Here is a 22,506-nt window from a genome sequence, read left to right on the forward strand (position 1 = left end):
AGCGCGATATTGCCGGCATCGAAAGATGCAACGTAAAAGAATCGGTGGAGCGGTAGTTCAGTTGGTTAGAATACCTGCCTGTCACGCAGGGGGTCGCGGGTTCGAGCCCCGTCCGTTCCGCCACTTATTTAATTATGCCTGCTTTATTAGCAGGCATAATGTTAAGCGAGATTTAGGGGCGTAGCTCAGTTGGTAGAGCACCGGTCTCCAAAACCGGGTGTCGCGAGTTCGAGTCTCTCCGCCCCTGCCATATTAAGAACCCTTTGCGAAAGCAAAGGGTTTTTTTTTGCCTATCATTTTTCTTCCTTACCGCTTTGGAATAGAGCGCTTTTGACGCTATATGCCGATGTTTGCCCGATCCTGGTTGCTTCATGTTCCTCCGAACTCTATCCTGCCGGCCTCCTGATTCTTATCTCGTTTTGCATTATCTTCTCTCAGAAGGCGATGAGCGCGTTTTGGCGTGATAGACAGGCATGACCACGATGACGGCGTTTAAGGCCGCCATAACGCTTTAGGCTGCGGTATTTAAAGGTATTTTAAGTAATTGCCGAATCAAAGGCTGTTGATCGCTGTTTTGCAACCAGACGGCATACAGTGGGCGGATAATCGGCGGGATCTCGGTGGCGGCCACCAACTGTGGATACTCTTTTTCCCACTGGCTGGGCAGGAAAGCACATCCACCCGTGGTTTCCAACAGCTGACGCGTCAGGTGAGCGGAGGTGGTAGTAAGCACCGGCACGTTATCGCCTTCCAGCATGCGGCTTTCCTGTTGGTGGAAGTCGGCTCCCCATTCCAGCTTGATGTAGGGCATGGGGGCCTGTTTGTCACGATGAGCGGATGAGAACAGGCGTAATGAGAAATTGCTCAGTTGCTGGCTGGCCAATTCATCCATCTTAGGCGGTTCAGTGGTGATCAGTAAATCGAGCTGCCTTTCATGCAGTTGTTTTACCAAAGAGTGCCTTAATGCCACCCTGGCTTCTAGCTGCAGCGCTTCGCGTTGTTGATAGAGCGCCTGTAGCCAAGGGGTCAGATAGGCTTCCCACAGCGAAGCGGTAGCGCCGATCGACAACTCGGTGTGTTGCAGCGAACGCACGACCTCCTTTTTCGCCAGCTGCCAGGTGTTCATCAGGCTCTCGGCATAGGGCAGAAGCCGCTCGCCGGCAGGCGTCAGGCGGATATTATTGCGATGACGGGTAAATAAATTGGCGCCCAGCTGGTTTTCTAACTGACGGATGCGGAAACTGACCGCGGACTGCGTTAAGTACAAAGATTCTGCGGCTCTGCCAAAGTGACGCGTTCTACTGACCTCCAAAAAGGTTTTCAGTAATTCGGTATCCACACCTATCTCCAAAAAAATTTGTCGTTAAGATTTAAATGTTTTGTTTTACACGCTGTCAAGCCTATCTAATACTCCGCGCCATAAACAGCACGGCCATAAGAGAATTAGGAGCGTGTCAGATGGCGGATAGCTTCACCACGACCAATCGTTTTTTTGATAATAAACATTACCCTCGCGGGTTCTCCCGTCACGGCGATTTCACCATTAAAGAGGCGCAATTGCTAGAGCGCTTCGGCTACGCGTTTAACGAGCTGGACTCGGGCAAACGCCAGCCGGCCACTGAAGAAGAACAACTGTTCGTCGCAGTGTGCCGCGGTGAGCGCGAAGCGGCTACCGAACAGGAAAAAGTATGGGCTAAATATCTGGCGCGCACACGTCGCCCGAAGAAATTCCATACTCTGTCCGGCGGTAAACCGCAGGCTGACGCAGTAGAAGATTACAGCGACAGCGAAGACTAAAGACGATGGGGCCTGCGGGCCCCATTTTCATTCCAGACTACGATGCAGTTGTAACAGCAGGCGGTCCATGCTGCGATAGCCCAGTGCTTCGCTGAGGTGGCGCCTGTCGAGCTCAGCATCTCCCGCCAAATCCGCCAGCGTGCGCGCCACTTTCAAGATGCGCTGCCAGGCGCGAACCGATAACCCCAGCGCGTTTAATGTCGCCTCCAAAAACTCGGCGTCTGCCGCCTGCAGAACGCAATCCCGTTCCACTTCGCGGTTGCTCAGCAGCGCGTTGACTTTACCGGCGCGTTCAAGTTGCCGGGCGCGTGCCAGCAGCACTCTTTTCCGCACTTGTTCGCTGCTTTCTCCGTGTGTTTTCCGATGACTGAGTGTTCCCGGCGGCAACAGCGGCACTTCGATAGACAGATCGAAACGGTCGAGAAAAGGCCCTGACAGCCGGGCCAGATAGCGCAACACCTGCTGCGGTGAGGCGCGATTGTGCAACCCCTGATAGTGCCCCGTCGGGCTGGGGTTCATTGCCGCGATCAGCTGCACTCTGGCGGGGAAACAGACCTTGGCGTTGGCGCGTGAAATCACGATCTCGCCGGATTCCAACGGCTCACGCAGCGCATCCAGTACCTTACGCTCGAATTCCGGCAGTTCATCCAGAAACAGCACGCCGTTATGCGCCATCGAGATCTCGCCCGGTCGCGGCAGTGAGCCGCCGCCGACCAATGCCGCCATCGAGGCGCTGTGGTGCGGTGCGCGAAACGGCCTCTGGCGCCATGGTAGGGCAGTGGGAATGTGATGCTGCAAGCTGGCGACCGCCAGACTTTCCAGCGCCTCAGGCTCCGTGAGCGGTGGCAGTAGGCCCGTGAGGCGGCTGGCCAGCATGGTTTTACCGGTGCCCGGCGGCCCAATCAGCAATAGGTTATGCCCGCCGGCGGCGGCGATCTCCAGTGCCCGCTTGGCCTGCTCCTGGCCGATGATATCGCGCAGATCGGCGCTGTCGCAGGCGGTGTCCGCAGCGGGAGGCGTGGCCGCCACCGGCAGTTCGCCCTGGCCGAGCAGAAAGGCGCAGACTTCCAACAGGTGCCGGGCGGTATGGGAGTGCGACTGCGCGATCAGGCCGACTTCGGCGGCGTTGTCCGTTGAGAGAATCAGTTGCCGCCCGGCATCAGCCGCCGCCAGCGCCGCCGGGATCGCGCCCCTGACCGCGCGCAGTGAGCCGGACAGCGCGAGCTCGCCAAGAAACTCGTAGCGCGCCAACGGTGCGAGGGGCAATTGCTCGGAGGCGGCGAGGATCGCCAGCGCTATCGGCAGATCGTAACGCCCGCCTTCTTTCGGCAGATCGGCGGGCGCCAAATTGACGGTGATGCGCCGGGCGGGAAAGGTGAAACCGTTATTGATCAGGGCGCTGCGCACCCGATCGCGCGCCTCTTTTACCGTGGTTTCCGGCAGGCCGACCAGCGTCAGGCCGGGCAGGCCATTGCTGATATGCACCTCCACCGTCACGGAAGGGGCCTGAACGCCGATGATGGCGCGGCTATAGATTACCGCCAGTGACATATCGCTCTCCTTGCTAAGGGCGACATGATGCGTGATTCATCCGGGCATTGCGCGGCGTTATTGGTGGTTTTTCGATGCATTTAGCAGAGTAATCGCTGATTTTCATCGAAATAAATGAGGTTGTGCGAGCCGCCTCGCAACCTGCGGCAATACCCATTAACAATTCGCTGAAGGCTGCAACACATTAGCGGTCCATACGCATTGCAATCATAGGGTTAACGGGTGTATTTAACAATTGATTAAAAGAAAAATCACGTATTTAACAAACCCCGACCGCCGCCGCATTCTGCCCGGCAGCCGCTAAACCTCCTGACTTCGTACTCTACGGTAGGGATAACACTATGTTTGGTTGGACCCCGCTGCAACGCAACGCGGCAATCGCCAGCTTTTCAAGCTGGACGCTCGACGCTTTCGATTTTTTCGTGCTGGTATTCTTACTCAGTGACATCGCGCAATCCTTTCACGTCGGTCTGGAACAGGTGACGTTGGCGATTCTGCTCACGCTGGCGGTGCGCCCGATTGGCGCGCTGATCTTCGGGCGTGCGGCGGAAAAATATGGCCGCAAGCCGATCCTGATGCTGAATATCGTCTTCTTCTCGGTGTTTGAGCTGCTCTCCGCCGCCGCGCCCTCGCTGACGGTCTTCTTGCTGTTGCGGGTGTTGTACGGCGTTGCGATGGGCGGCATCTGGGGCGTGGCGTCGTCGTTGGCGATGGAAACCATACCGGACCGCTCGCGCGGCCTGATGTCGGGCATTTTCCAGGCCGGCTATCCGTTCGGTTATCTGCTGGCGGCGGTGGTGTACGGCCTGTTGTTCGAAACGGTCGGCTGGCGCGGCATGTTTGTCATCGGCGCGGCGCCGATCCTGCTGCTGCCGTTTATTTATTATTGCGTGCAGGAGTCGCCGGTGTGGCTGGCGGCGCGTGAACGCAAGGAAAGCTCTGCCTTGCTGCCGGTGTTGAAGAGCCACTGGAAGCTGTGCTGCTATCTGGTGCTGCTGATGGCGGCGTTCAATTTCTTCTCCCACGGCACGCAGGATCTGTATCCGGTGTTTCTGAAAGTTCAGCACGGTTTCGATCCAAAAACCGTCAGTATTATCGCTATTAGCTACAATATCGCGTCAATTATCGGCGGCGTCTTCTTCGGTTCGTTATCGGAAAAGATCGGCCGCAAAAAAGCGATCATCATCGCCGCGCTGCTGGCGCTGCCGGTGATCCCGCTGTGGGCATTTTCCAGCGGTTCGCTGATGTTGGGGATCGGCGCTTTCCTGATGCAGTTCATGGTGCAGGGCGCCTGGGGCGTGGTGCCGACCTACCTGACTGAGCTGGTGCCGGCCAACACCCGCGCGGTGCTGCCGGGGTTCGTGTACCAGTTGGGTAACCTGATCGCTTCGGTCAACGCCACGCTGCAAGCCACCATCGCCGAACATCATGGGCATAATTACGGCCTGGCGATGGCGATCGTCGCCGGTACGGTGGCGCTGGCGATCGCCCTGTTGGTGTTCTTCGGCAAGGATACGCGCGGCAAGGCGATCACAGACGCGGTGAGAAATCCGGGCGTGCGCGCCAACGTGTGAAATCCGGGCGATTCGCGTGAGGTATGACCAGATTGCGCCGAATAATAACGCAAAAAAAGTGTTGTCATGCCGCGCGCGACTATGGTACCTCTGTAAGCATTAGTTCTGAATGAGCACAGTGAACAAACCCATTATGAAAGCCTTTGCCCAAGTGATTAGCCTAGTCGTGATTAGCGTGGTGGTGATTATTATCCCACCGTGCGGGGCTGCACTTGGACGAAGAAAGGCTTAGCAAACAAGCCGGAATCGCAAGAGAACCCCCGCACCGTCAGGTCCGGGGGTTTTTTATTGGCAAGAGAAAAGTGGAGCAAGGGTCATAACATGAAAAACAGAACAAAATCCTGCAGTTGTCGAAGTAAGGCGGGGAAATAACTATGAATGGCGCTCAGTGGGTAGTTCAAGCGTTGCGTGCGCAGGGTGTGGATACCGTATTCGGCTATCCGGGCGGGGCAATCATGCCGGTGTACGATGCGCTGTACGACGGCGGCGTGGAACACCTGCTGTGCCGCCATGAACAGGGCGCCGCGATGGCCGCCATCGGCTACGCCCGCGCCACCGGCAAAGTCGGCGTTTGCATCGCCACTTCCGGCCCCGGCGCCACCAACCTGATCACCGGCCTGGCTGATGCGCTGCTCGATTCCGTTCCCGTTGTCGCCATCACCGGTCAGGTGGGTTCCGCGCTGATCGGCACCGATGCCTTTCAGGAGATCGATGTTCTCGGCCTGTCCTTGGCCTGCACCAAACACAGCTTCCTGGTGGAATCGCTGGACGCGCTGCCGGGCATCATGGCGGAAGCCTTCGCCATCGCCGCCGGTGGCCGCCCTGGCCCGGTGCTGATCGATATCCCGAAAGACATCCAGCTGGCGCAGGGCGACTTGCACCCGCATCTGATACCGGTCGATGAAGTGCCGGCATTCCCGGCGGCGGCGTTGGCGGAGGCGGCCGAGCTGCTGGCGCAGGCGCACAAACCGATGCTGTACGTCGGCGGCGGCGTGGGCATGGCGCAGGCGGTGCCGGCGCTGCGCGAGTTCATCGCCGTGACCCGCATGCCGAACGTCGCCACCCTGAAGGGGCTGGGCGCGCCGGATGCGCAAGATCCGCTGTACCTCGGCATGTTGGGCATGCACGGCACCAAGGCTGCCAACCTGGCGGTGCAGGAGTGCGATCTGCTGATTGCCGTCGGCGCGCGTTTCGATGACCGCGTGACCGGCAAACTGAACGCCTTCGCACCGCACGCCAAAGTGATCCACATGGATATCGACCCGGCGGAAATGAGCAAGCTGCGCCAGGCGCATGTGGCCCTGCAGGGCGATCTGAAAGCGTTGCTGCCGGCGTTGCAGCGCCCGCTGAACATCGCCCCCTGGCAGCAGCAGGTGACGGCGCTGAAAGCCGACCACGCCTGTCGCTACGATCACCCCGGCCAGCCGATCTACGCGCCGCTGTTCTTGCGCCAGCTGTCCGCCCGCAAGCCGGCCAACAGCGTAGTGACTACCGACGTGGGCCAGCACCAGATGTGGAGCGCGCAGCACATGACGTTCGAACGCCCGGAGAATTTCATCACCTCCAGCGGCCTCGGCACCATGGGGTTCGGCGTGCCGGCGGCAGTAGGGGCCCAGATCGCGCGCCCGCAAGATACGGTGATCTGCGTCTCGGGCGATGGCTCCTTCATGATGAACGTGCAGGAACTGGGCACCATCAAGCGCAAACAGCTGCCGCTGAAGATCGTGCTGCTGGACAACCAGCGCCTCGGAATGGTGCGTCAATGGCAGCAGTTGTTCTTCGACGGCCGCTACAGTGAAACCAACCTGTCCGATAACCCCGACTTCCTGATGCTGGCCGCCGCCTTCGGCATTCCCGGCCAGCGCATCAGCCGCAAGGATCAGGTGGAGGGCGCGCTCGAGGCGCTGTTCAACACCGCAGGCCCTTATCTGCTGCAGGTCTCTATCGACGAACTCGAAAACGTCTGGCCGCTGGTGCCGCCGGGCGCCGGCAACGAAACCATGTTGGAGGAAATATCATGATGCAGCATCAACTCTTGATCCAGGCGCGTTTTCGCCCCGAAATGTTAGAGCGCGTATTGCGGGTCGTGCGTCATCGCGGCTTTCAGGTTTGTGCTATGAATATGGTTTCCCCGGCCAACGCCGACAGCATCAATATCGAATTGACCGTTGCCAGCCCGCGTCCGGTTGCCCTGTTGTCATCTCAATTAAGCAAACTGATGGACGTCTCCTGCGTCGAGATCCAGCAGCCAACATCACAACAAATACGCGCCTGAGGCGCCGAGAAGGATAAATAACAATGACAAAGAAAGCCGATTACATTTGGTTCAATGGTGAGATGGTTCCCTGGGCCGAGGCCAAAGTGCACGTGATGTCGCACGCGCTGCATTACGGCACGTCGGTATTTGAGGGGGTGCGCTGCTACGACTCGCACTTGGGGCCGGTAGTGTTCCGTCATCGCGAGCATATGCAGCGCCTGCACGATTCGGCGAAAATCTACCGCATGCCGGTTTCGCAAAGCGTTGACGAACTGATGGAAGCCTGCCGCGCCACGTTGCGCAAGAACAACCTTGTCAGCGCGTACATCCGCCCGCTGGTGTTCGTCGGCGATGTCGGCATGGGCGTCAACCCGCCGGCCGGTTACAAAACGGACGTGATTATCGCGGCGTTTCCTTGGGGCGCTTATCTGGGTGAAGAAGCGCTGGATCAAGGCATCGACGCGATGGTCTCCTCCTGGCACCGCGTCGCACCAAACACCATCCCCACCGCGGCCAAGGCCGGCGGCAACTATCTTTCCTCTCTGCTGGTGGGCAGCGAAGCGCGTCGCCACGGCTATCAGGAAGGCATTGCGCTCGACGTGCACGGCTACATTTCCGAAGGGGCGGGCGAGAACCTGTTTGAAGTGAAAGACGGCGTGATTTACACCCCGCCGTTCACCTCTTCGGCGCTGCCGGGCATCACCCGCGACGCGATCATCAAGCTGGCGAAAGACATGGGCTTCGAAGTGCGTGAGCAGGTGCTGTCGCGCGAATCGCTGTACCTGGCCGACGAAGTGTTCATGTCCGGCACCGCGGCGGAAATCACGCCGGTGCGCAGCGTGGACGGCATTCAGGTCGGCATCGGCAAATGCGGCCCGGTGACCAAACAGATCCAGCAGGCGTTCTTCGGCCTGTTCAGCGGCAAGACAGAAGACAAATACGGCTGGCTGGATCCGGTCAATCCGTAACGACAAGACAGACAAGATAAGAATATCCAGGCGGTTCGTTCGCCGCCTGTCATAAATACATTTGGAGTGAAAAGAGCATGCCTAAGTACCGTTCCGCCACCACCACCCACGGCCGCAATATGGCGGGTGCCCGCGCATTGTGGCGCGCGACCGGGATGACCGACGCCGATTTCGGCAAGCCGATCATCGCCGTGGTCAACTCCTTTACCCAGTTCGTGCCGGGCCACGTGCATCTGCGCGATCTGGGCAAACTGGTCGCCGAACAGATCGAAGCCTCCGGCGGCGTGGCCAAAGAGTTCAACACCATCGCGGTGGATGACGGCATCGCCATGGGCCACGGCGGCATGCTCTATTCCCTGCCGTCGCGCGAACTGATCGCCGACTCGGTCGAATACATGGTGAACGCCCACTGCGCCGACGCGATGGTGTGCATCTCCAACTGCGACAAGATCACCCCGGGCATGCTGATGGCGGCGTTGCGCCTGAATATCCCGGTGATCTTCGTCTCCGGCGGCCCGATGGAAGCCGGCAAGACCAAACTCTCCAATCAGATCATCAAGCTGGATCTGGTGGACGCGATGATCCAGGGCGCGAACCCGAACGTCAGCGACGCCGACAGCGAGCAGATCGAGCGTTCCGCCTGCCCGACCTGCGGTTCCTGCTCCGGCATGTTCACCGCTAACTCGATGAACTGCCTGACCGAAGCGCTGGGCCTGTCGCAGCCGGGCAACGGCTCGCTGTTGGCGACTCACGCCGATCGCAAAGCGCTGTTCCTCAACGCCGGCAAGCGCATCGTCGAGCTGACCAAACGCTATTACGAGCAGGACGACGAAAGCGCGCTGCCGCGCAATATCGCCAACAAGGCGGCGTTTGAAAACGCCATGACGCTGGATATCGCCATGGGCGGCTCGACCAACACCGTACTGCACCTGCTGGCTTCGGCGCAGGAAGGCGAGGTGGACTTCACCATGGAAGACATCGACCGCCTGTCGCGCAAAGTGCCGCACCTGTGCAAGGTGGCGCCGAGCACGCAGAAATATCATATGGAAGACGTGCACCGCGCCGGCGGCGTAATCGGCATCCTCGGCGAGCTGGATCGCGCCGGTTTGCTGAACCGCGAGGTGAACAACGTGCTGGGGCTGACCCTGCCGCAGACGCTGGAAGCCTACGACGTGATGCTGACCCGCGACGAAAGCGTCAAGAAAATGTACTCCGCCGGGCCGGCCGGTATCCGCACCACGCAGGCATTCTCTCAGGACTGCCGCTGGGATTCGCTGGACACCGACCGCAAGGAAGGCTGCATCCGCACCCGTGAGCACGCCTACAGTCAGGACGGCGGGTTGGCGGTGCTGTACGGCAACCTGGCGGAAAACGGCTGTATCGTCAAAACCGCCGGCGTAGACAAGGAAATCCTCACCTTCCGCGGCCCGGCCAAAGTGTATGAAAGCCAGGATGATGCGGTAGAAGCTATCCTCGGCGGCAAAGTGGTGGCGGGCGACGTGGTCGTTATCCGTTACGAAGGGCCGAAAGGCGGGCCGGGCATGCAGGAAATGCTTTACCCAACCACGTATCTGAAATCGATGGGGCTGGGCAAGGCGTGTGCGCTGATCACCGACGGGCGTTTCTCCGGCGGCACCTCCGGGCTGTCCATCGGCCACGCCTCGCCGGAGGCGGCCAACGGCGGCCTGATCGCCCTGGTGCAGGACGGCGACATGATCGCGATCGACATTCCGCATCGCGGCATCCAGCTGGACGTCAGCGAGCAGGAGCTGGCGGCGCGGCATGAGGCGGAACTGGCGCGCGGCGACGCGGCCTGGACGCCGAAAAACCGTGAACGTCAGGTGTCCTTCGCGCTGCGCGCTTACGCCTCGTTGGCCACCAGCGCCGACAAAGGCGCAGTGCGCGACAAGAGCAAACTGGGGGGATAAGCAGTATGGCGGTCTCTCAACCCCTACCCAGCGCCCCCTGCGGCGCGGAATATCTGCGAGCGGTACTGCGCTCGCCGGTCTACGAGGTGGCGCAGGTCACCCCGTTGCAGGCCATGAGCAAAATCTCTTCGCGCCTCGGCAACACCATTTTGGTGAAGCGCGAAGATCGCCAGCCGGTGCACAGCTTCAAGCTGCGCGGGGCCTATGCGATGATCGCCGGGCTGGACGAAGAGCAGAAGGCGCGCGGTGTCGTAACGGCTTCGGCCGGCAACCACGCGCAGGGCGTCGCCTTCTCCGGTAAACGGCTGGGGCTCAAAACGCTGATCGTGATGCCGGTGTCCACCGCGGACATCAAGGTGGATGCGGTGCGCGGTTTCGGCGGCGAAGTGCTGCTGCACGGCGCCAATTTCGACGAGGCCAAGGCGAAGGCGATCGAGCTTTCCCAACAGCAAGGAATGACCTTCGTGCCGCCGTTCGATCACCCGACGGTGATCGCCGGGCAGGGCACGCTGGCGATGGAGCTGCTGCAGCAAGACGCGCATCTGGATCGGGTCTTCGTGCCGGTCGGCGGCGGCGGCCTGGCCGCCGGGGTGGCGGTGCTGATCAAGCAGCTGATGCCGCAGATCAAAGTGATCGGCGTCGAAGCGGAAGACTCCGCCTGCCTGCGCGCGGCGCTGGATGCCGGCCATCCGGTGGATCTGGCGCGCGTCGGGCTGTTCGCTGAAGGCGTGGCGGTGAAGCGCATCGGCGACGAAACCTTCCGCCTGTGCCGTGAGTATCTGGACGACGTGATCACCGTGGACAGCGACGCCATCTGCGCGGCGGTCAAAGATCTGTTCGAGGACGTGCGCGCCATTGCCGAACCTTCCGGCGCGCTGGCGCTGGCGGGGCTGAAAAAGTACGTGCAGCAGCACAACATTCAGGGCGAGCGTTTGGCGCACGTGCTGTCCGGCGCCAACCTCAACTTCCACGGGCTGCGCTACGTTTCCGAACGTTGCGAACTGGGCGAACAACGCGAAGCGCTGTTGGCGGTAACCATTCCGGAACAGCAGGGCAGCTTCCTCAAGTTTTGCCAACTGCTGGGCGGCCGCTCGGTGACCGAATTCAACTACCGCTACGCCGATGCCGATAACGCCTGCATTTTCGTCGGCGTGCGTCTGACGCGCGGCCACGCAGAACGGCGGGAGATCATCGACGAACTCAACGCCGACGGTTATCAAGTGGTGGATCTGTCGGACGACGAGATGGCCAAGCTGCACGTGCGCTACATGGTGGGCGGGCGTCCGTCGAAGCCGCTGCGCGAACGGCTGTACAGCTTTGAGTTTCCGGAGTCGCCGGGCGCGCTGCTGAAGTTCTTGCAGACGCTGGGCACGCACTGGAACATTTCGCTGTTCCACTATCGCAGCCACGGCACCGACTTCGGCCGGGTGCTGGCGGCCTTCGAGCTGGCGCAAAGCGAGCCGGAATTCGAGCGTCACCTGCAGGCGCTGGGCTACGATTGCCACGACGAAACCGACAACCCGGCGTTCCGCTTCTTTTTGCAGGGGTGAGTCGGATTGATAAGCAACCGTGACGCGTTAGTCAGTTTATGGGTTGCATGGTTGTGATTTTGTCGTGCATTTTTATACTGCCAAGACTTCTGACGTATAGGGATGCACGACAATGAAAACCGCTTTTTCTACGCCGTTCGGTTCCCCCGAAGACGATTTGACCAACGCCGAGTTTGCCCGCCTGTTGGGCAATACCGGCGTACAAGAATTCTATCGCGATATTAATCTGCAAGCCTTGCAGGACTCGCTGGACTGCAGCCTCGCCTTTCATGGCGTGGGCATTATTTTTTCCGACGGGCAGAACTCATTTTTAGTCCGCCCGACGCAGCACACCGGTTACTCAAACGCTTCGCAGGTTACCCACGTGGTCATCAGCAAAACGGTGGCTCATACTTCACGCGTTGCCGCGACCAATACGCTGTCGGAAGCGTTGAGCAAACCCAGCGTCAGCAAAGAGTTGGCCTCGGCCGCGCTGTCGTGCGGAACGCTGCTGGTATCGGTATTTTTACTGGCGTCGGGCAGCGTCGCCGTGCCGTTTACCGGCGGCACCAGCTCGGCGGTGGCTTATCTGGGCTATGCCGGCATGGCCGCCAGCGCGTTGCAGTGCGGCAATGGGCTGTACCGCGTCAACAAGCTTTATGACGGGAAAGGCGATGAACTGGCTCAGCTCGACTCAGAACAGTGGTATATCGCTACCAGTACCGTGCTAGATGTGATCTCGCTGGCCAGTGCCGGGGCTGCCCTGAAGGAAGCGACGATGACCTACCGCGCCATGCGCCGCATTTCGGCGCGCAAGGCGACGGAATGGCTGAAAAGCATGCCCCGTAGCGAAAGGAAGCGGCTGACCGAAAACATCATTCGGGCGGAAAATCCGGGAATTTCCAATAACGTCTTGAAAGAGATGGTGAAGAACGGCTTATACCCGAAGCGCTACCCGACGGAAGCGATCCAAAACGGGCTGCGCCAGCAATTGCATTCGGCGCTCAATAACTCATTGACGTTCGTGGGCAGCGGCATCAGCGGCACCCTGTCTGCGCCGGTGAATGTGAAAACCACCGGGCAGTATTTTGTGGGCATTATGCAGAAATTGCCGCAGATGGTGAGGTAATGGCGGACTGGATGATTAAACGCCTGATCGCGCAGGGCCGGGAAATGGAACGCCAAATCGCGGCGCGCGATGGCGCGCTTTTCGCCGGTGTGGATGCGCAGCTCGAGCAGCATTTCCTGACGCCGGGCCAGCGGCTGTCGCCGCCGGGCGTCGGCAATGTCATGTTGCTGATGGTTTGCCTGGCGCTGGGGCTGGCGGGCGTGATGGGTCTGGCCACGGACGTGGCGGCCGCCTGGAGCGGCAAGACTTCCGCTGCCGTTCTCATGGGCAGCGGCGCGATCGTGGCGGTGTGGATGACGTTGATCCTGTTCCAACTGGTGCAGGGTAAAAACAGCGGGGTGGTATTGCTGCAATATTACCTTGGCATGCTCGGCCTGTTTTGCCTTGGCGCCGCGGCGGCGTCGGCGGCGGGGATGACCGGCATCGCCACTGTCGCCATGCTGCTGGGGGGCGTGGTTGGCGGGGCGCTATTCAGCAACCGGGCGGCGTTCTATCTCTATGTCGCTTATTTTCGCACGCGTCGGCGCGTATTTATCAAACGCCGTTGGCAGAGAGAAGATCTGCGCAACACCCGATAAACCGTCAGAACGGAAAAACTTATGACGCAACCCTTCTCCGGCTTTAGCCAGCAGGGTCTGAATTTCCTGCAGCAGGTGCGGATCGAGAACGATAAGGCGTGGTTCGACGGCAACCGCGACATCTACGATCGCGAGCTGCTGGCGCCGTTTCGCGCGCTGGTGGAGCAGTTGGCTCCCGGCATGCTGGCGATCGACCCGCAGTTCGAGACTCGCCCGGCGATCGGCAAAACGCTGTCGCGCATTCATCGCGATACGCGCTTTTCACATGACAAATCGCGCTACCGCAGCCGCATGTGGCTGACGTTCAAGCGCCCGAGCAAAGACTGGAAAGACGCGCCGGTCTACTTTTTCGAACTGGGGCCGGACATGCTGCGCTATGGGCTCGGCTACTACAGCGCCAACAAGCCGACCATGGATCTGTTCCGCCATACGCTGAGGCAGCGGCCGCAGCCTTTCCTTGAGGTGGCCGCCTGCTGCCGGCCGCCGTTCGAGCTGGTGGGTGAGAGCTACAAGCGCCCGCTGGTGAAGGAACAGGCGGCGGAGATCGCGACCTGGTACAACCGCAAATCGTTCGCGGTGATGGTGACCGACAGCGAAGTGGAAAAGCTGTTCAGCGCCGATCTGGCGCCGCTGCTGGCCGGGGCATTTTTGCAGCTTGAGCCGCTCTACCACTGGCTGATGCAGGTAGAGACGATGAAGCAGGTCGATCCGGCGGATCTGTAAACCCCGCGTCAGCGGGGATGCAGCAAGCGCCAAAAGGCGTCGATCAGCGGATCGCTGAGGCGCTTTTTCTGGACGCAGACCCCCAGCTCGAACGGTTCGACCATCGAGATGTTATCCAGCTGCGAGATGCGGTTGCGTACCGGCTCCGGGCTGTTGTCCACCACCACGCTCGGGATCAGCGCGATGCCGCAGCCCAGAGCGACCATCGACACGATGGCTTCGTGGCCGCCGACGGTGGCGTAAATCAGCGGATTGCTGATGCGGTGGCGGCGGAACCACAGCTCGATGCGTTTTCGCGAAGGGCCGTGCTCCGGCAGGATGAACGGGATCTCGGCCCAGTCGGGCCTGTCGGCGAACGCCTGGCTGCGCACCGCACAGGGCAGCGCTGGCGCGATTAGCACCAGCGGGATTTCGCCGATTTTGGTGAACGCCACGCTGGCGGGCAGCGTTTCCGGCCGGCCGGCGATGCCTAGATCGGCCTCGTTGGATTGCACCTTGTCGACCGCGTCGGCGGCGTCGCCGGTGGTCAGCTTAATCTCCACCAGCGGGTGCTGCGCGCGGAAGCGATCGAGGATCGGCGGCAGGTGGCTGTACGCCGCGGTCACCGAGCAGAACAACCGCAGTTCGCCGCTGAGCGAAGGGCCGTGCTGGCCGAGCGAGTGCTTCAGCTGCTGATATTGCAGCAGCGTTTGCTGGGCGAATTCTTTCAGCTGTTCGCCGGCGTCGGTCAGCTGCACGGTGCGGTTATCGCGCAGGAACAGCGGCTGCCCGAGGATCTCTTCCAGCCGCTGGATCTGGCGGGAGAGCGTCGACGGGCTGACGTGCATCGCCTTGGCGGTGCGCCCGAAGTGATGGCTTTCGGCCAGATGCAGGAACAGCTTTAAATCACGTAAATCCATATCGATACGCTCGCAGTGAGAGTGTTGCAAAAATTGCAATATCACGTTCTCAATATATCAATTTAAGCAACGCATTTCCTGTTATACATTGAGTTTAACGAATCTCCGCACAGACAGGGCGGGGAATGAAAATAACAATGCAAGACAACATCAAACCGGAGTACCACCATGGCTAACTATTTCAACACATTGAACCTGCGTCAGCAGTTGGCGCAATTGGGTAAATGCCGCTTTATGGCGCGCGACGAATTTGCTGACGAAGCCGGCTACCTGAAAGGTAAAAAAGTGGTGATTGTCGGCTGTGGCGCCCAGGGCCTGAACCAGGGGCTGAACATGCGCGACTCCGGCCTGGACGTCGCCTATGCCCTGCGCAAAGAAGCGATCGACGAGAAGCGCGCTTCCTGGCGCAAGGCGACCGAAAACGGCTTCAAGGTCGGCACCTACGAAGACCTGATCCCGCAGGCGGATCTGGTGGTCAACCTGACGCCCGACAAGCAGCACTCTTCCGTGGTGCGCGCGGTGCAGCCGCTGATGAAAGACGGCGCGGCGCTGGGTTATTCCCACGGCTTCAACATCGTTGAAGTGGGTGAGCAGGTGCGTAAAGACATCACCGTGGTGATGGTCGCGCCGAAATGCCCGGGCACCGAAGTGCGCGAAGAGTACAAGCGCGGCTTCGGCGTGCCGACCCTGATTGCGGTTCACCCGGAAAACGATCCGAAAGGCGAAGGCATGGCGATCGCCAAGGCCTGGGCGGCGGCGACCGGTGGCCACCGCGCCGGCGTGCTGGAGTCCTCCTTCGTCGCCGAAGTGAAATCCGACCTGATGGGCGAGCAGACCATTCTGTGCGGCATGCTGCAGGCGGGTTCGCTGCTGTGCTTCGACAAGCTGGTTGCTGAGGGCACCGATCCGGCTTACGCCGAGAAACTGATTCAGTTCGGCTGGGAAACCATCACCGAAGCGCTGAAGCAGGGCGGCATCACCCTGATGATGGATCGCCTGTCCAACCCGGCCAAGCTGCGCGCCTATGCGCTGTCCGAACAGCTGAAAACCATCATGGCGCCGCTGTTCCAGAAGCACATGGACGACATCATCTCCGGCGCTTTCTCGAGCGGCATGATGGCCGACTGGGCGGAAGACGACGTGAAATTGCTGACCTGGCGCGAAGAGACCGGCAAAACCGCGTTCGAGAATGCGCCGCAGTTTGAAGGCAAAATCAGCGAGCAAGAGTACTTCGATCACGGCGTGCTGATGGTGGCGATGGTGAAAGCGGGCGTTGAGCTGGCGTTCGAAACCATGGTCGATGCCGGCATCATCGAAGAGTCGGCTTACTACGAATCGCTGCACGAGCTGCCGCTGATCGCCAACACCATTGCGCGTAAGCGTCTGTATGAAATGAACGTGGTTATCTCCGATACCGCAGAGTACGGCAACTACCTGTTCGCCAACGCGGCGGTGCCGTTGCTGAAGGACTTCATGACCACCCTGCAGGCGGGCGATTTGGGTAAAGCCGCGGCGGGTACGGCGGTGGACAACGCGCAGCTGCGTGACGTGAACGAAGCGGTACGCAGCCACCCTATCGAAACCGTCGGCCGCAAACTGCGTGGCTACATGACCGACATGAAACGCATCGCCGTTGCGGGCTGATTTCCCGCAAGGCAAAGCACACAGAGCCGGCAGCGATGCCGGCTTTTTTATGCCTACGGTGGCGTGATCAATTGCCGTTCGAGGCAGCGCCGGATCGCGTGTTTGGCGTTGGCGACCCCCAGCTTACGCACCGCATTGCCGATGTGAAACTTCACCGTGCCGGTTTTTATCCCCAGGATCAGCGCGATCTCATGGTAGGTTTTGCCCTGGCTGGCCCAGTAGAGGATTTCCCCTTCGCGCGGCGAGAGCCGGTCTGTCCGGCTCGCCTCGGCGTTGGCCAAGGCCAGAGCGTGCTGGTGGGTATCGACCAATACCATCTGCAGGCTGGCCCTCTCGTCTTCCATCAGCTGCCGCAGTTCGGCGTCATCGGCTGCCGTGGCGCTGATCGACAAGATCGCCAGGTTGTTGTCGTGATCGTGCAAAACAAAGCTGCAGCCGTGCACGATGTCGTACTCCCGCGCCTGGCTGAAGATCTTCCGGTAATGCCGATCCGCGGTGGTGACGGGGGTGTCGTGCCACATAAAGGGCGCGCAGCGACTATGGGCGGCGCGCACGACGGGATCGATGCGCTGATAGCGATTGGCGCTGTAGATGTCCAGCCATTCTTGCGGGTAGCTCGAGACCAGCAGATGGCGATCGGGAAGGTGTTTGTTGAAGGTCAAATAAGCGTATTTGAATTGGCTGAAGGCGTGCAGTCGGCCGTCAAGATGCAGTCTTGCGGCGACGGCGTTGGCGAATGTGACGGTCATTGGTAACCTCCCTGTCGTTCGCGGCTCAGCCCGACCTGCACCAAAGTCCAGCTAGTCAGTGCGGCGGATTGAAATTTATACTCGGCTAATAAATTCAAAAAGGCAGCAATGCCAAGACCCGAGCTTAGCAGCTCTGGGCGGAAATAAGCCAACGCCAGGGAAATTCTTTCAATCATCCTCTCATCAATGCTTCTGGGATCTATTGTGCGGGCGGCGAGGCTACCTCGCCGCCGCCTTATTGGCTATGCGGGCATCGCCGCTGCGGGAATGATGGCGCCGCGGTGTTGGATCACCGTTGCGGCGAGCTGGTGGCCGCGCTGCGCCGCCTGTTGGGCGCTGCCGCCGTTCAGGCGTACCGCCAGGTAACCGGCGCTGAAAGAGTCGCCCGCCGCGGTGGTATCCACCACGCGCTCCGGCGGCAGCGCGATGGCCGGCACCTCAAGCCGCTCTCCCTCCACGCTGAACACCAGACAGGCATCCGCGCCGCGTTTGATAACGATCTCGCCGACGCCGAGCGCCTGCGTGCGCGCCACCACCTGTTCAACCGGCTGCGTGCCCCACAGCAGCTCTTCGTCATCCAGCGTCAGGAAGGCGATGTCGGTGCAGGCCAGCACCTCACGGTAGGCCTGCTGCGTTTCCTCACGGCTGTGCCACAGGCGCGGGCGATAGTTATTGTCGAAGATAACCTGGCCGCCGTTGGCGCGGCAGCGGCGCAACAGCGCCAGCAGCTTCGTGCGGTCGGCAGGCGCGAGGATCGCCAGGCTAATGCCGCTGAGATACAGGTAATCGAACTGCGCCAGCCGGGCGCACAGTGCGTCGGCCTGGGGACCCGCCAGCCAATACCGGGCGGCGGCGTCGTTGCGCCAGTAGTAGAAGGTGCGTTCGCCGGCGGCGTCGGTTTCGATCACGTACAGGCCCGGCAGTTTGTTTTCCAACCGCTGAATCAGCCCGGTCTCGATCTTCTCCTGCCGCCAGGCCTGCAGCATCTCGTCGCTGAAGCTGTCGGTGCCGAGCGCGGTGACGTAATGCACCTGCAGCGTCTGTTCCGGCATTTGGCGGGCGAGGTAGACGGCGGTGTTGAGGGGGTATCGCCGCCAAAGCCGCGCGTCAGCTGTGCGCCCTGCTGCGACAGTTCGATCATGCATTCGCCGATCACGGCGAGATTTCGGATAGTCATCGTCAATAAGCCCTGGCTAAAGAAGAAGCAACAACCGCCAGTCTCCACGCAAGGCGGTGAGGGAGTCAATAAATTAAAACGGTGTTTTGATTTTTTATGATCGCGATCGGCCCATGCCAAAACAGGGTGAAGAAGAAACCGTGCGGCAATTCGTGCTTAAAGTTTTGCGCGGCGCGGCCGATAAGCTGGGTAAAGAAACAGCGGCAGCGCTCTCACTTCCCCGCCACGGCGATAGTACCGATGATAACCAACCTGATCTCGGGTCTGCTGGCGCCCTGTTTTGCCCTCTATGCCTGCGCCAAATCGCGGCGCTACTGGCGGCAATGCCGGCGCTTGTATACCTTCCAGCCGATTTATCGCACCAGCGGCGCGCTGCTGGCGGTGGAACTGCTGACGGCGGTATATCACCCGAATGAACCGGACAAACGGCAATCCCCGGAACAGTATTTTTCCTCGCTCGGCGTCGCCCAGCGTTTGCGGGTGATCCAGGAACAGCTGGCGCTGTTGCAGCGCTGGCAGGCATTGTTCATTCGCCACGCGTTGATGGTGTCGGTCAATATCGACGGCATGGCGCTGCAAGCGTTGCAGCGCCATAGCGAGCTGCAGCGGCAGATCGCCGAGATGCCCTATCTGCGCTTCGAACTGGTGGAGCACGCCGAAACGGCGTCAAACCGCCCGTTGCACCAGATGGTCGGCGGCGAACGGCTGTGGCTGGACGATTTCGGCAGCGGGCTGGCCAACTTCTCCGCCGTCGGCGCCTGGCGCTATCAATACATCAAGGTAGCGCGCGAATTGTTCACCTTGCTTAAACAGTCTGAAGAGGGCGTGCAGCTGCTCGGCACCCTGATCAAGATGATGAACCAGTACAGCGACGGGGTGATCGTCGAAGGCGTGGAAACCGAGCAGGAGTGGCGGCTGGTGCAGCGTTCCGGCGCGTTGGCCGCGCAGGGTTACTATCTTTCCCGCCCGGCATGCTTTGAAACTTTACACAGCGTACCGACGCTGTTCGCCGCGCCCGGCGCGCCGGCGTGAACTCCGGCCTATCCTCAGCTAATCTTAAACGGGGCTGCTCATTCCTTTTCCTTTCATTCGGCAGCCCGGTTTATGTGCTGAGGGAGCCCTATGACAAGAACAGGAAAGGTTTTCAGCTGGCTGGGCGGCATTGTGCTGCTGGCGATCGCCGCGCTGGCGATCTTCATCGCTACCTTCGACTGGAATCGACTCAAGCCCACCATCAACGACAAAGTGTCGGCCGAACTGCGGCGGCCGTTCGCCATCCGCGGCGATCTGGGCGTCGACTGGTCGCGTAACCGGGATGAGGGCGGCTGGCGCGCCTGGGTGCCCTGGCCGCATATTCACGCCGAAGACGTGTGGCTGGGTAACCCGAAAAACATGCCCGGCGACAGCATGGTGACGCTGCAGCGCGTCGACGCCAGCATCGCACCGCTGGCGTTGCTGAAGAAAGAACTGCTGATCCCGCGCATTTGGCTCAAGCAGCCGAATGCGTCGTTGCAACGCCTGGCCAACGGCGACAACAACTGGACGTTTGACCTGGCCGCTGGCCAGGATCCGCAGCAACCGCCTTCCGACTGGTCGTTCACCGTTCACGACATCGTGTTCGACAAGGGGCAGATCGCCTTTAAAGACGCCACGCTGAAGGCGGACTTCCGCGCCGTCATCGATCCGCTCGGCAAACCGCTGCCGTTCAGTGAAGTGACCGGCAAACAGAGCAGCGGCAAGGCCGCCACTCCTGACTACGTCTTCGGTTGGCAGGTCAAGGGCAAATACAACGGCGAGCCGCTGAGCGGCAGCGGCAAGATTGGCGGCATGCTGTCGCTGCAGAGCGCCGATCTGCCGTTCCCGCTGCAGGCCGACGTGCGCTCCGGCAGCACCCGTGTGGCGGTGGCGGGCACCTTGACCGATCCGCTGAACCTCGGCGGGCTGGACGTGCAGCTGAAATTTTCCGGCGAAAGCCTGGGTAATCTCTATGGCTTGACCGGCGTGCTGCTGCCGAACACGCCGCCGTATGCGACCGATGGCCATCTGATTGCCCGCCTGCATCAGCCGGGCGGCGCCGTGTTCGAATATCAGAAATTCGACGGCAAAATCGGTGACAGCGACATTCACGGCGATTTGAAATACGTTGCCGGTAAGCCGCGGCCGACGCTGAGCGGCGCGGTGAGCTCCCGGCAGCTGAGGTTGGCGGATCTGGCGCCGCTGATCGGCGCGGACTCCAACGCCGCCAAAGCCGGGCGCGGCGAGAAGAGCCGCCAGCCGGCGGATAAGGTGCTGCCGGTCGAACAGTTCGATACGCAAAGCTGGCGCAAGATGGATGCGGACGTGAAGTTTGCCGCCGCGCGTATCGAACGCGGCAGCGATTTGCCGCTGAGCGATTTGGCCACGCATCTGAAGCTGAACAATGGCGAACTGCGCCTGGATCCGCTGCGCTTCGGCATGGCGGGCGGCAGCCTGAACGCCGTGGTGCGCCTCGACGGCGGCAAAAAGCCGATGCGCGGCCAGGTGGATATGCATGCGCGCAAACTCCAGCTCAAACAGCTGTTGCCGAACGTGGCGGCGATGAAGCGCAGCCTCGGGCAGATGAACGGCGACGCCAGGCTGACGGGCAGCGGCAATTCGGTGGCCGAGCTGCTGGCGACCAGCAACGGCGACCTGCGCCTGTTGATCAATAACGGGGTGATCAGCCGTAGCCTGATGGAGATCCTCGGCCTGAACGTCGGCAACTATCTGGTGGCGCAGCTGTTCGGCGACGACGTGGTGGGCATCAATTGCGCCGCGGCGGACGTCGGCATCCGCAGCGGCGTCGCCGCGCCGCGGCTGTTCGTGTTCGACACCGAGAACGCGGTGATCAACATCACCGGCAACACCAACCTCGCCACCGAACGGCTGGATTTGTCCATCGATCCGGAAAGCAAGGGGATGCGCGTGCTGACCCTGCGCTCGCCGCTGTACGTGAAAGGCACCTTCAAGCACCCCGACGCCGGGGTGAAAGCCGGGCCGCTGATCGCGCGCGGTGCGGCGGCGGTGGCGTTGGGGGCGGTGCTGACGCCGGCGGCGGCGCTGCTGGCGCTGGTTTCACCCAGTGAAGGCGGCGAGGAGAACCAGTGCGGGCAGATCCTGCGGGAGATGAAAGGCAAAAAATAGTCAGGCGTGCGGCGGCGGCGTGAGTAGCCGGCAGTCGTGATCCTGGATCTCTTCCGCCGAGGCCAGGGTAAACGGCAGCAGGCTGCGCTCGGTCGCCAGCAGCAGGAAATCGCCGTCCGGCAGCGCGGTCATCGCCAGGCCGAAGCTGCCCATGCGCCCTTCGGCGCGCGGCAGGCCGGAAGCCAACAGGCGGAAGGCGCCCTGTTGTTCCAGTTCGGCGGGGGTCACCCGCCGCCCCAGATAGTCATGCCCCAACAGGCCGCCGGGCAGCGGTTGCCATTGATCGATAAAATCGGGGCCGATCTGCGCCAGCCGCTGTTTTACCGCCGGCAGCAGGCAGGAGATATGAATGTGCAGCTGGTTTTGCGTGCGGCCATATTCCGAGTTGATCGCCAGTGAAATATCGCCATCGTCGATCGGCTTGCCATAGCGTTCCGCCATCACGTGGCGCGCGCGCCAGGCCTGGGCGAAGAAATTCGGCGTGGTGGCGTCCAGCACTGCCGGGCTTTCTATCCCGGTGATTTTGGCGCTGGGCATCAGCAGGTATTGCAGCGGCCCGTTGCGATCTTTAAACACCACGAAGCCGGCCGGCACATCTACCTGCGCGCAGGGCGCCGGGTTGTCATGCGCTTGCTGATTGGGCAGACATTGCTGGCTGACGATGCGCCACAGCGCATCGGGATGATCAGGCTTCAACCCGTAATAGAGCGCGATGGCGAGAGCCGCCAGCAGCGCAACGCAGACAAATACCCCACGACGCAGAGACATCGGCCGATCCTGTTACCGAGAGAAACATCCAGCATAGCCCGGTTTTATGACAGTAAACGAACAACGCGTGCGG

The 22,506-nt window shown here is 60.9% G+C and carries 20 protein-coding genes, 2 tRNA genes and 1 pseudogene; 16 read left to right on the forward strand and 7 right to left on the reverse strand.

Annotated elements, in window-relative coordinates; all coding sequences use genetic code 11:
* Positions 1 to 46 precede the first annotated feature (46 nt).
* Both ACSBQQ_RS20795 and ACSBQQ_RS20800 read left to right on the forward strand, forming a co-directional pair.
* Positions 47 to 123 (forward strand) — tRNA-Asp (locus tag ACSBQQ_RS20795).
* Between the two features lie 51 nt (positions 124 to 174).
* A tRNA-Trp gene (locus ACSBQQ_RS20800) sits at positions 175 to 250 on the forward strand.
* Positions 251 to 511: 261 nt separating this feature from the next.
* Here the strand turns inward: ACSBQQ_RS20800 and hdfR are convergent.
* Positions 512 to 1,339 (reverse strand): HTH-type transcriptional regulator HdfR, encoded by an 828-nt coding sequence (hdfR, locus tag ACSBQQ_RS20805; protein ID WP_033636417.1) that lies wholly within the window; start codon positions 1,337 to 1,339, stop codon positions 512 to 514.
* A 119-nt stretch (positions 1,340 to 1,458) separates the two neighbouring features.
* On the opposite strand from hdfR, the gene ACSBQQ_RS20810 reads away from it, so the two are divergent.
* On the forward strand, positions 1,459 to 1,797 hold the full coding sequence (locus tag ACSBQQ_RS20810; RefSeq protein ID WP_004929946.1) for a DUF413 domain-containing protein: 339 nt from the start codon (positions 1,459 to 1,461) through the stop codon (positions 1,795 to 1,797).
* 27 nt (positions 1,798 to 1,824) lie between these two features.
* Here ACSBQQ_RS20810 and ACSBQQ_RS20815 read toward each other — a convergent pair whose 3' ends face one another.
* Entirely contained in the window at positions 1,825 to 3,348 is a 1,524-nt protein-coding gene (locus ACSBQQ_RS20815; RefSeq protein WP_060429274.1) for a YifB family Mg chelatase-like AAA ATPase, read from the reverse strand.
* Between the two features lie 341 nt (positions 3,349 to 3,689).
* Between ACSBQQ_RS20815 and ACSBQQ_RS20820 the strand changes: the two genes are divergently transcribed.
* The 10 genes from ACSBQQ_RS20820 to ACSBQQ_RS20865 all read left to right on the forward strand — a co-directional run bounded on the left by ACSBQQ_RS20820 (position 3,690) and on the right by ACSBQQ_RS20865 (position 14,034).
* Positions 3,690 to 4,922, forward strand: a complete 1,233-nt coding sequence (locus tag ACSBQQ_RS20820) for an MFS transporter (protein WP_033654504.1) — start codon at positions 3,690 to 3,692, stop codon at positions 4,920 to 4,922.
* Positions 4,923 to 5,055: 133 nt separating this feature from the next.
* On the forward strand, positions 5,056 to 5,154 hold the full coding sequence (ilvL, locus tag ACSBQQ_RS20825; RefSeq protein ID WP_013814970.1) for an ilv operon leader peptide: 99 nt from the start codon (positions 5,056 to 5,058) through the stop codon (positions 5,152 to 5,154).
* Positions 5,155 to 5,296: 142 nt separating this feature from the next.
* The gene (gene ilvG, locus ACSBQQ_RS20830) at positions 5,297 to 6,943 is read left to right on the forward strand and encodes an acetolactate synthase 2 catalytic subunit (RefSeq protein WP_060429273.1); all 1,647 of its coding nucleotides are present in this window, start codon (positions 5,297 to 5,299) and stop codon (positions 6,941 to 6,943) included.
* The gene (gene ilvM, locus ACSBQQ_RS20835) at positions 6,940 to 7,197 is read left to right on the forward strand and encodes an acetolactate synthase 2 small subunit (protein ID WP_060429272.1); all 258 of its coding nucleotides are present in this window, start codon (positions 6,940 to 6,942) and stop codon (positions 7,195 to 7,197) included. Before ilvG ends, ilvM begins: the two co-directional genes overlap by 4 nt.
* Positions 7,198 to 7,220: 23 nt before the next feature.
* Positions 7,221 to 8,147 carry a branched-chain amino acid transaminase gene (locus tag ACSBQQ_RS20840; protein WP_033636413.1) on the forward strand — a complete coding sequence of 309 codons (927 nt, stop codon included), beginning with the start codon at positions 7,221 to 7,223 and terminating at the stop codon, positions 8,145 to 8,147.
* 77 nt (positions 8,148 to 8,224) lie between these two features.
* A complete protein-coding gene (gene ilvD, locus ACSBQQ_RS20845; protein ID WP_033649965.1) occupies positions 8,225 to 10,075 on the forward strand; it encodes a dihydroxy-acid dehydratase in 1,851 nt (616 codons plus the stop codon).
* 5 nt (positions 10,076 to 10,080) lie between these two features.
* Entirely contained in the window at positions 10,081 to 11,625 is a 1,545-nt protein-coding gene (ilvA, locus tag ACSBQQ_RS20850) for a threonine ammonia-lyase, biosynthetic (RefSeq protein ID WP_033649966.1), read from the forward strand.
* A 112-nt stretch (positions 11,626 to 11,737) separates the two neighbouring features.
* Positions 11,738 to 12,733: a hypothetical protein gene (locus tag ACSBQQ_RS20855; RefSeq protein ID WP_033654501.1), complete on the forward strand. Its 996-nt coding sequence runs from the start codon at positions 11,738 to 11,740 to the stop codon at positions 12,731 to 12,733.
* The gene (locus ACSBQQ_RS20860; protein WP_060429271.1) at positions 12,733 to 13,311 is read left to right on the forward strand and encodes a hypothetical protein; all 579 of its coding nucleotides are present in this window, start codon (positions 12,733 to 12,735) and stop codon (positions 13,309 to 13,311) included. The genes ACSBQQ_RS20855 and ACSBQQ_RS20860 overlap by 1 nt, the downstream gene beginning before the upstream one ends.
* Positions 13,312 to 13,332: 21 nt before the next feature.
* Entirely contained in the window at positions 13,333 to 14,034 is a 702-nt protein-coding gene (locus tag ACSBQQ_RS20865; protein ID WP_060388456.1) for a DUF2461 domain-containing protein, read from the forward strand.
* An 8-nt stretch (positions 14,035 to 14,042) separates the two neighbouring features.
* Here ACSBQQ_RS20865 and ilvY read toward each other — a convergent pair whose 3' ends face one another.
* A complete protein-coding gene (ilvY, locus tag ACSBQQ_RS20870; RefSeq protein WP_033636409.1) occupies positions 14,043 to 14,933 on the reverse strand; it encodes an HTH-type transcriptional activator IlvY in 891 nt (296 codons plus the stop codon).
* A 168-nt stretch (positions 14,934 to 15,101) separates the two neighbouring features.
* Between ilvY and ilvC the strand changes: the two genes are divergently transcribed.
* Positions 15,102 to 16,577 carry a ketol-acid reductoisomerase gene (ilvC, locus tag ACSBQQ_RS20875; protein ID WP_038874693.1) on the forward strand — a complete coding sequence of 492 codons (1,476 nt, stop codon included), beginning with the start codon at positions 15,102 to 15,104 and terminating at the stop codon, positions 16,575 to 16,577.
* Positions 16,578 to 16,630: 53 nt separating this feature from the next.
* Here the strand turns inward: ilvC and ACSBQQ_RS20880 are convergent, their stop codons facing one another.
* The 3 genes and pseudogenes from ACSBQQ_RS20880 to ACSBQQ_RS20890 form a co-directional block, all read right to left on the reverse strand.
* Positions 16,631 to 17,326: a LuxR family transcriptional regulator gene (locus tag ACSBQQ_RS20880; protein WP_060429270.1), complete on the reverse strand. Its 696-nt coding sequence runs from the start codon at positions 17,324 to 17,326 to the stop codon at positions 16,631 to 16,633.
* Entirely contained in the window at positions 17,323 to 17,502 is a 180-nt protein-coding gene (locus ACSBQQ_RS20885; protein ID WP_033649970.1) for a hypothetical protein, read from the reverse strand. The genes ACSBQQ_RS20880 and ACSBQQ_RS20885 overlap by 4 nt, the downstream gene beginning before the upstream one ends.
* A 66-nt stretch (positions 17,503 to 17,568) precedes the next feature.
* Positions 17,569 to 18,503, reverse strand: a pseudogene (locus tag ACSBQQ_RS20890) (sugar kinase).
* Between the two features lie 240 nt (positions 18,504 to 18,743).
* On the opposite strand from ACSBQQ_RS20890, the gene pdeH reads away from it, so the two are divergent.
* Together pdeH and ACSBQQ_RS20900 are read left to right on the forward strand one after the other, a co-directional pair.
* Complete coding sequence (pdeH, locus tag ACSBQQ_RS20895) at positions 18,744 to 19,535, forward strand: cyclic-guanylate-specific phosphodiesterase (protein WP_033649972.1); 792 nt, start codon at positions 18,744 to 18,746, stop codon at positions 19,533 to 19,535.
* A 90-nt stretch (positions 19,536 to 19,625) separates the two neighbouring features.
* Positions 19,626 to 21,665 carry an AsmA family protein gene (locus tag ACSBQQ_RS20900; RefSeq protein ID WP_060429269.1) on the forward strand — a complete coding sequence of 680 codons (2,040 nt, stop codon included), beginning with the start codon at positions 19,626 to 19,628 and terminating at the stop codon, positions 21,663 to 21,665.
* On the opposite strand, the gene ACSBQQ_RS20905 is transcribed toward ACSBQQ_RS20900, so the two are convergent.
* On the reverse strand, positions 21,666 to 22,433 hold the full coding sequence (locus ACSBQQ_RS20905) for a CDP-diacylglycerol diphosphatase (protein WP_033654494.1): 768 nt from the start codon (positions 22,431 to 22,433) through the stop codon (positions 21,666 to 21,668). It lies immediately after the preceding gene.
* Positions 22,434 to 22,506: the final 73 nt, after the last annotated feature.

The sequence above is a fragment of the Serratia sp. G204Y genome (genome assembly GCF_051172435.1).
Classification (GTDB): domain Bacteria; phylum Pseudomonadota; class Gammaproteobacteria; order Enterobacterales; family Enterobacteriaceae; genus Serratia; species Serratia sarumanii.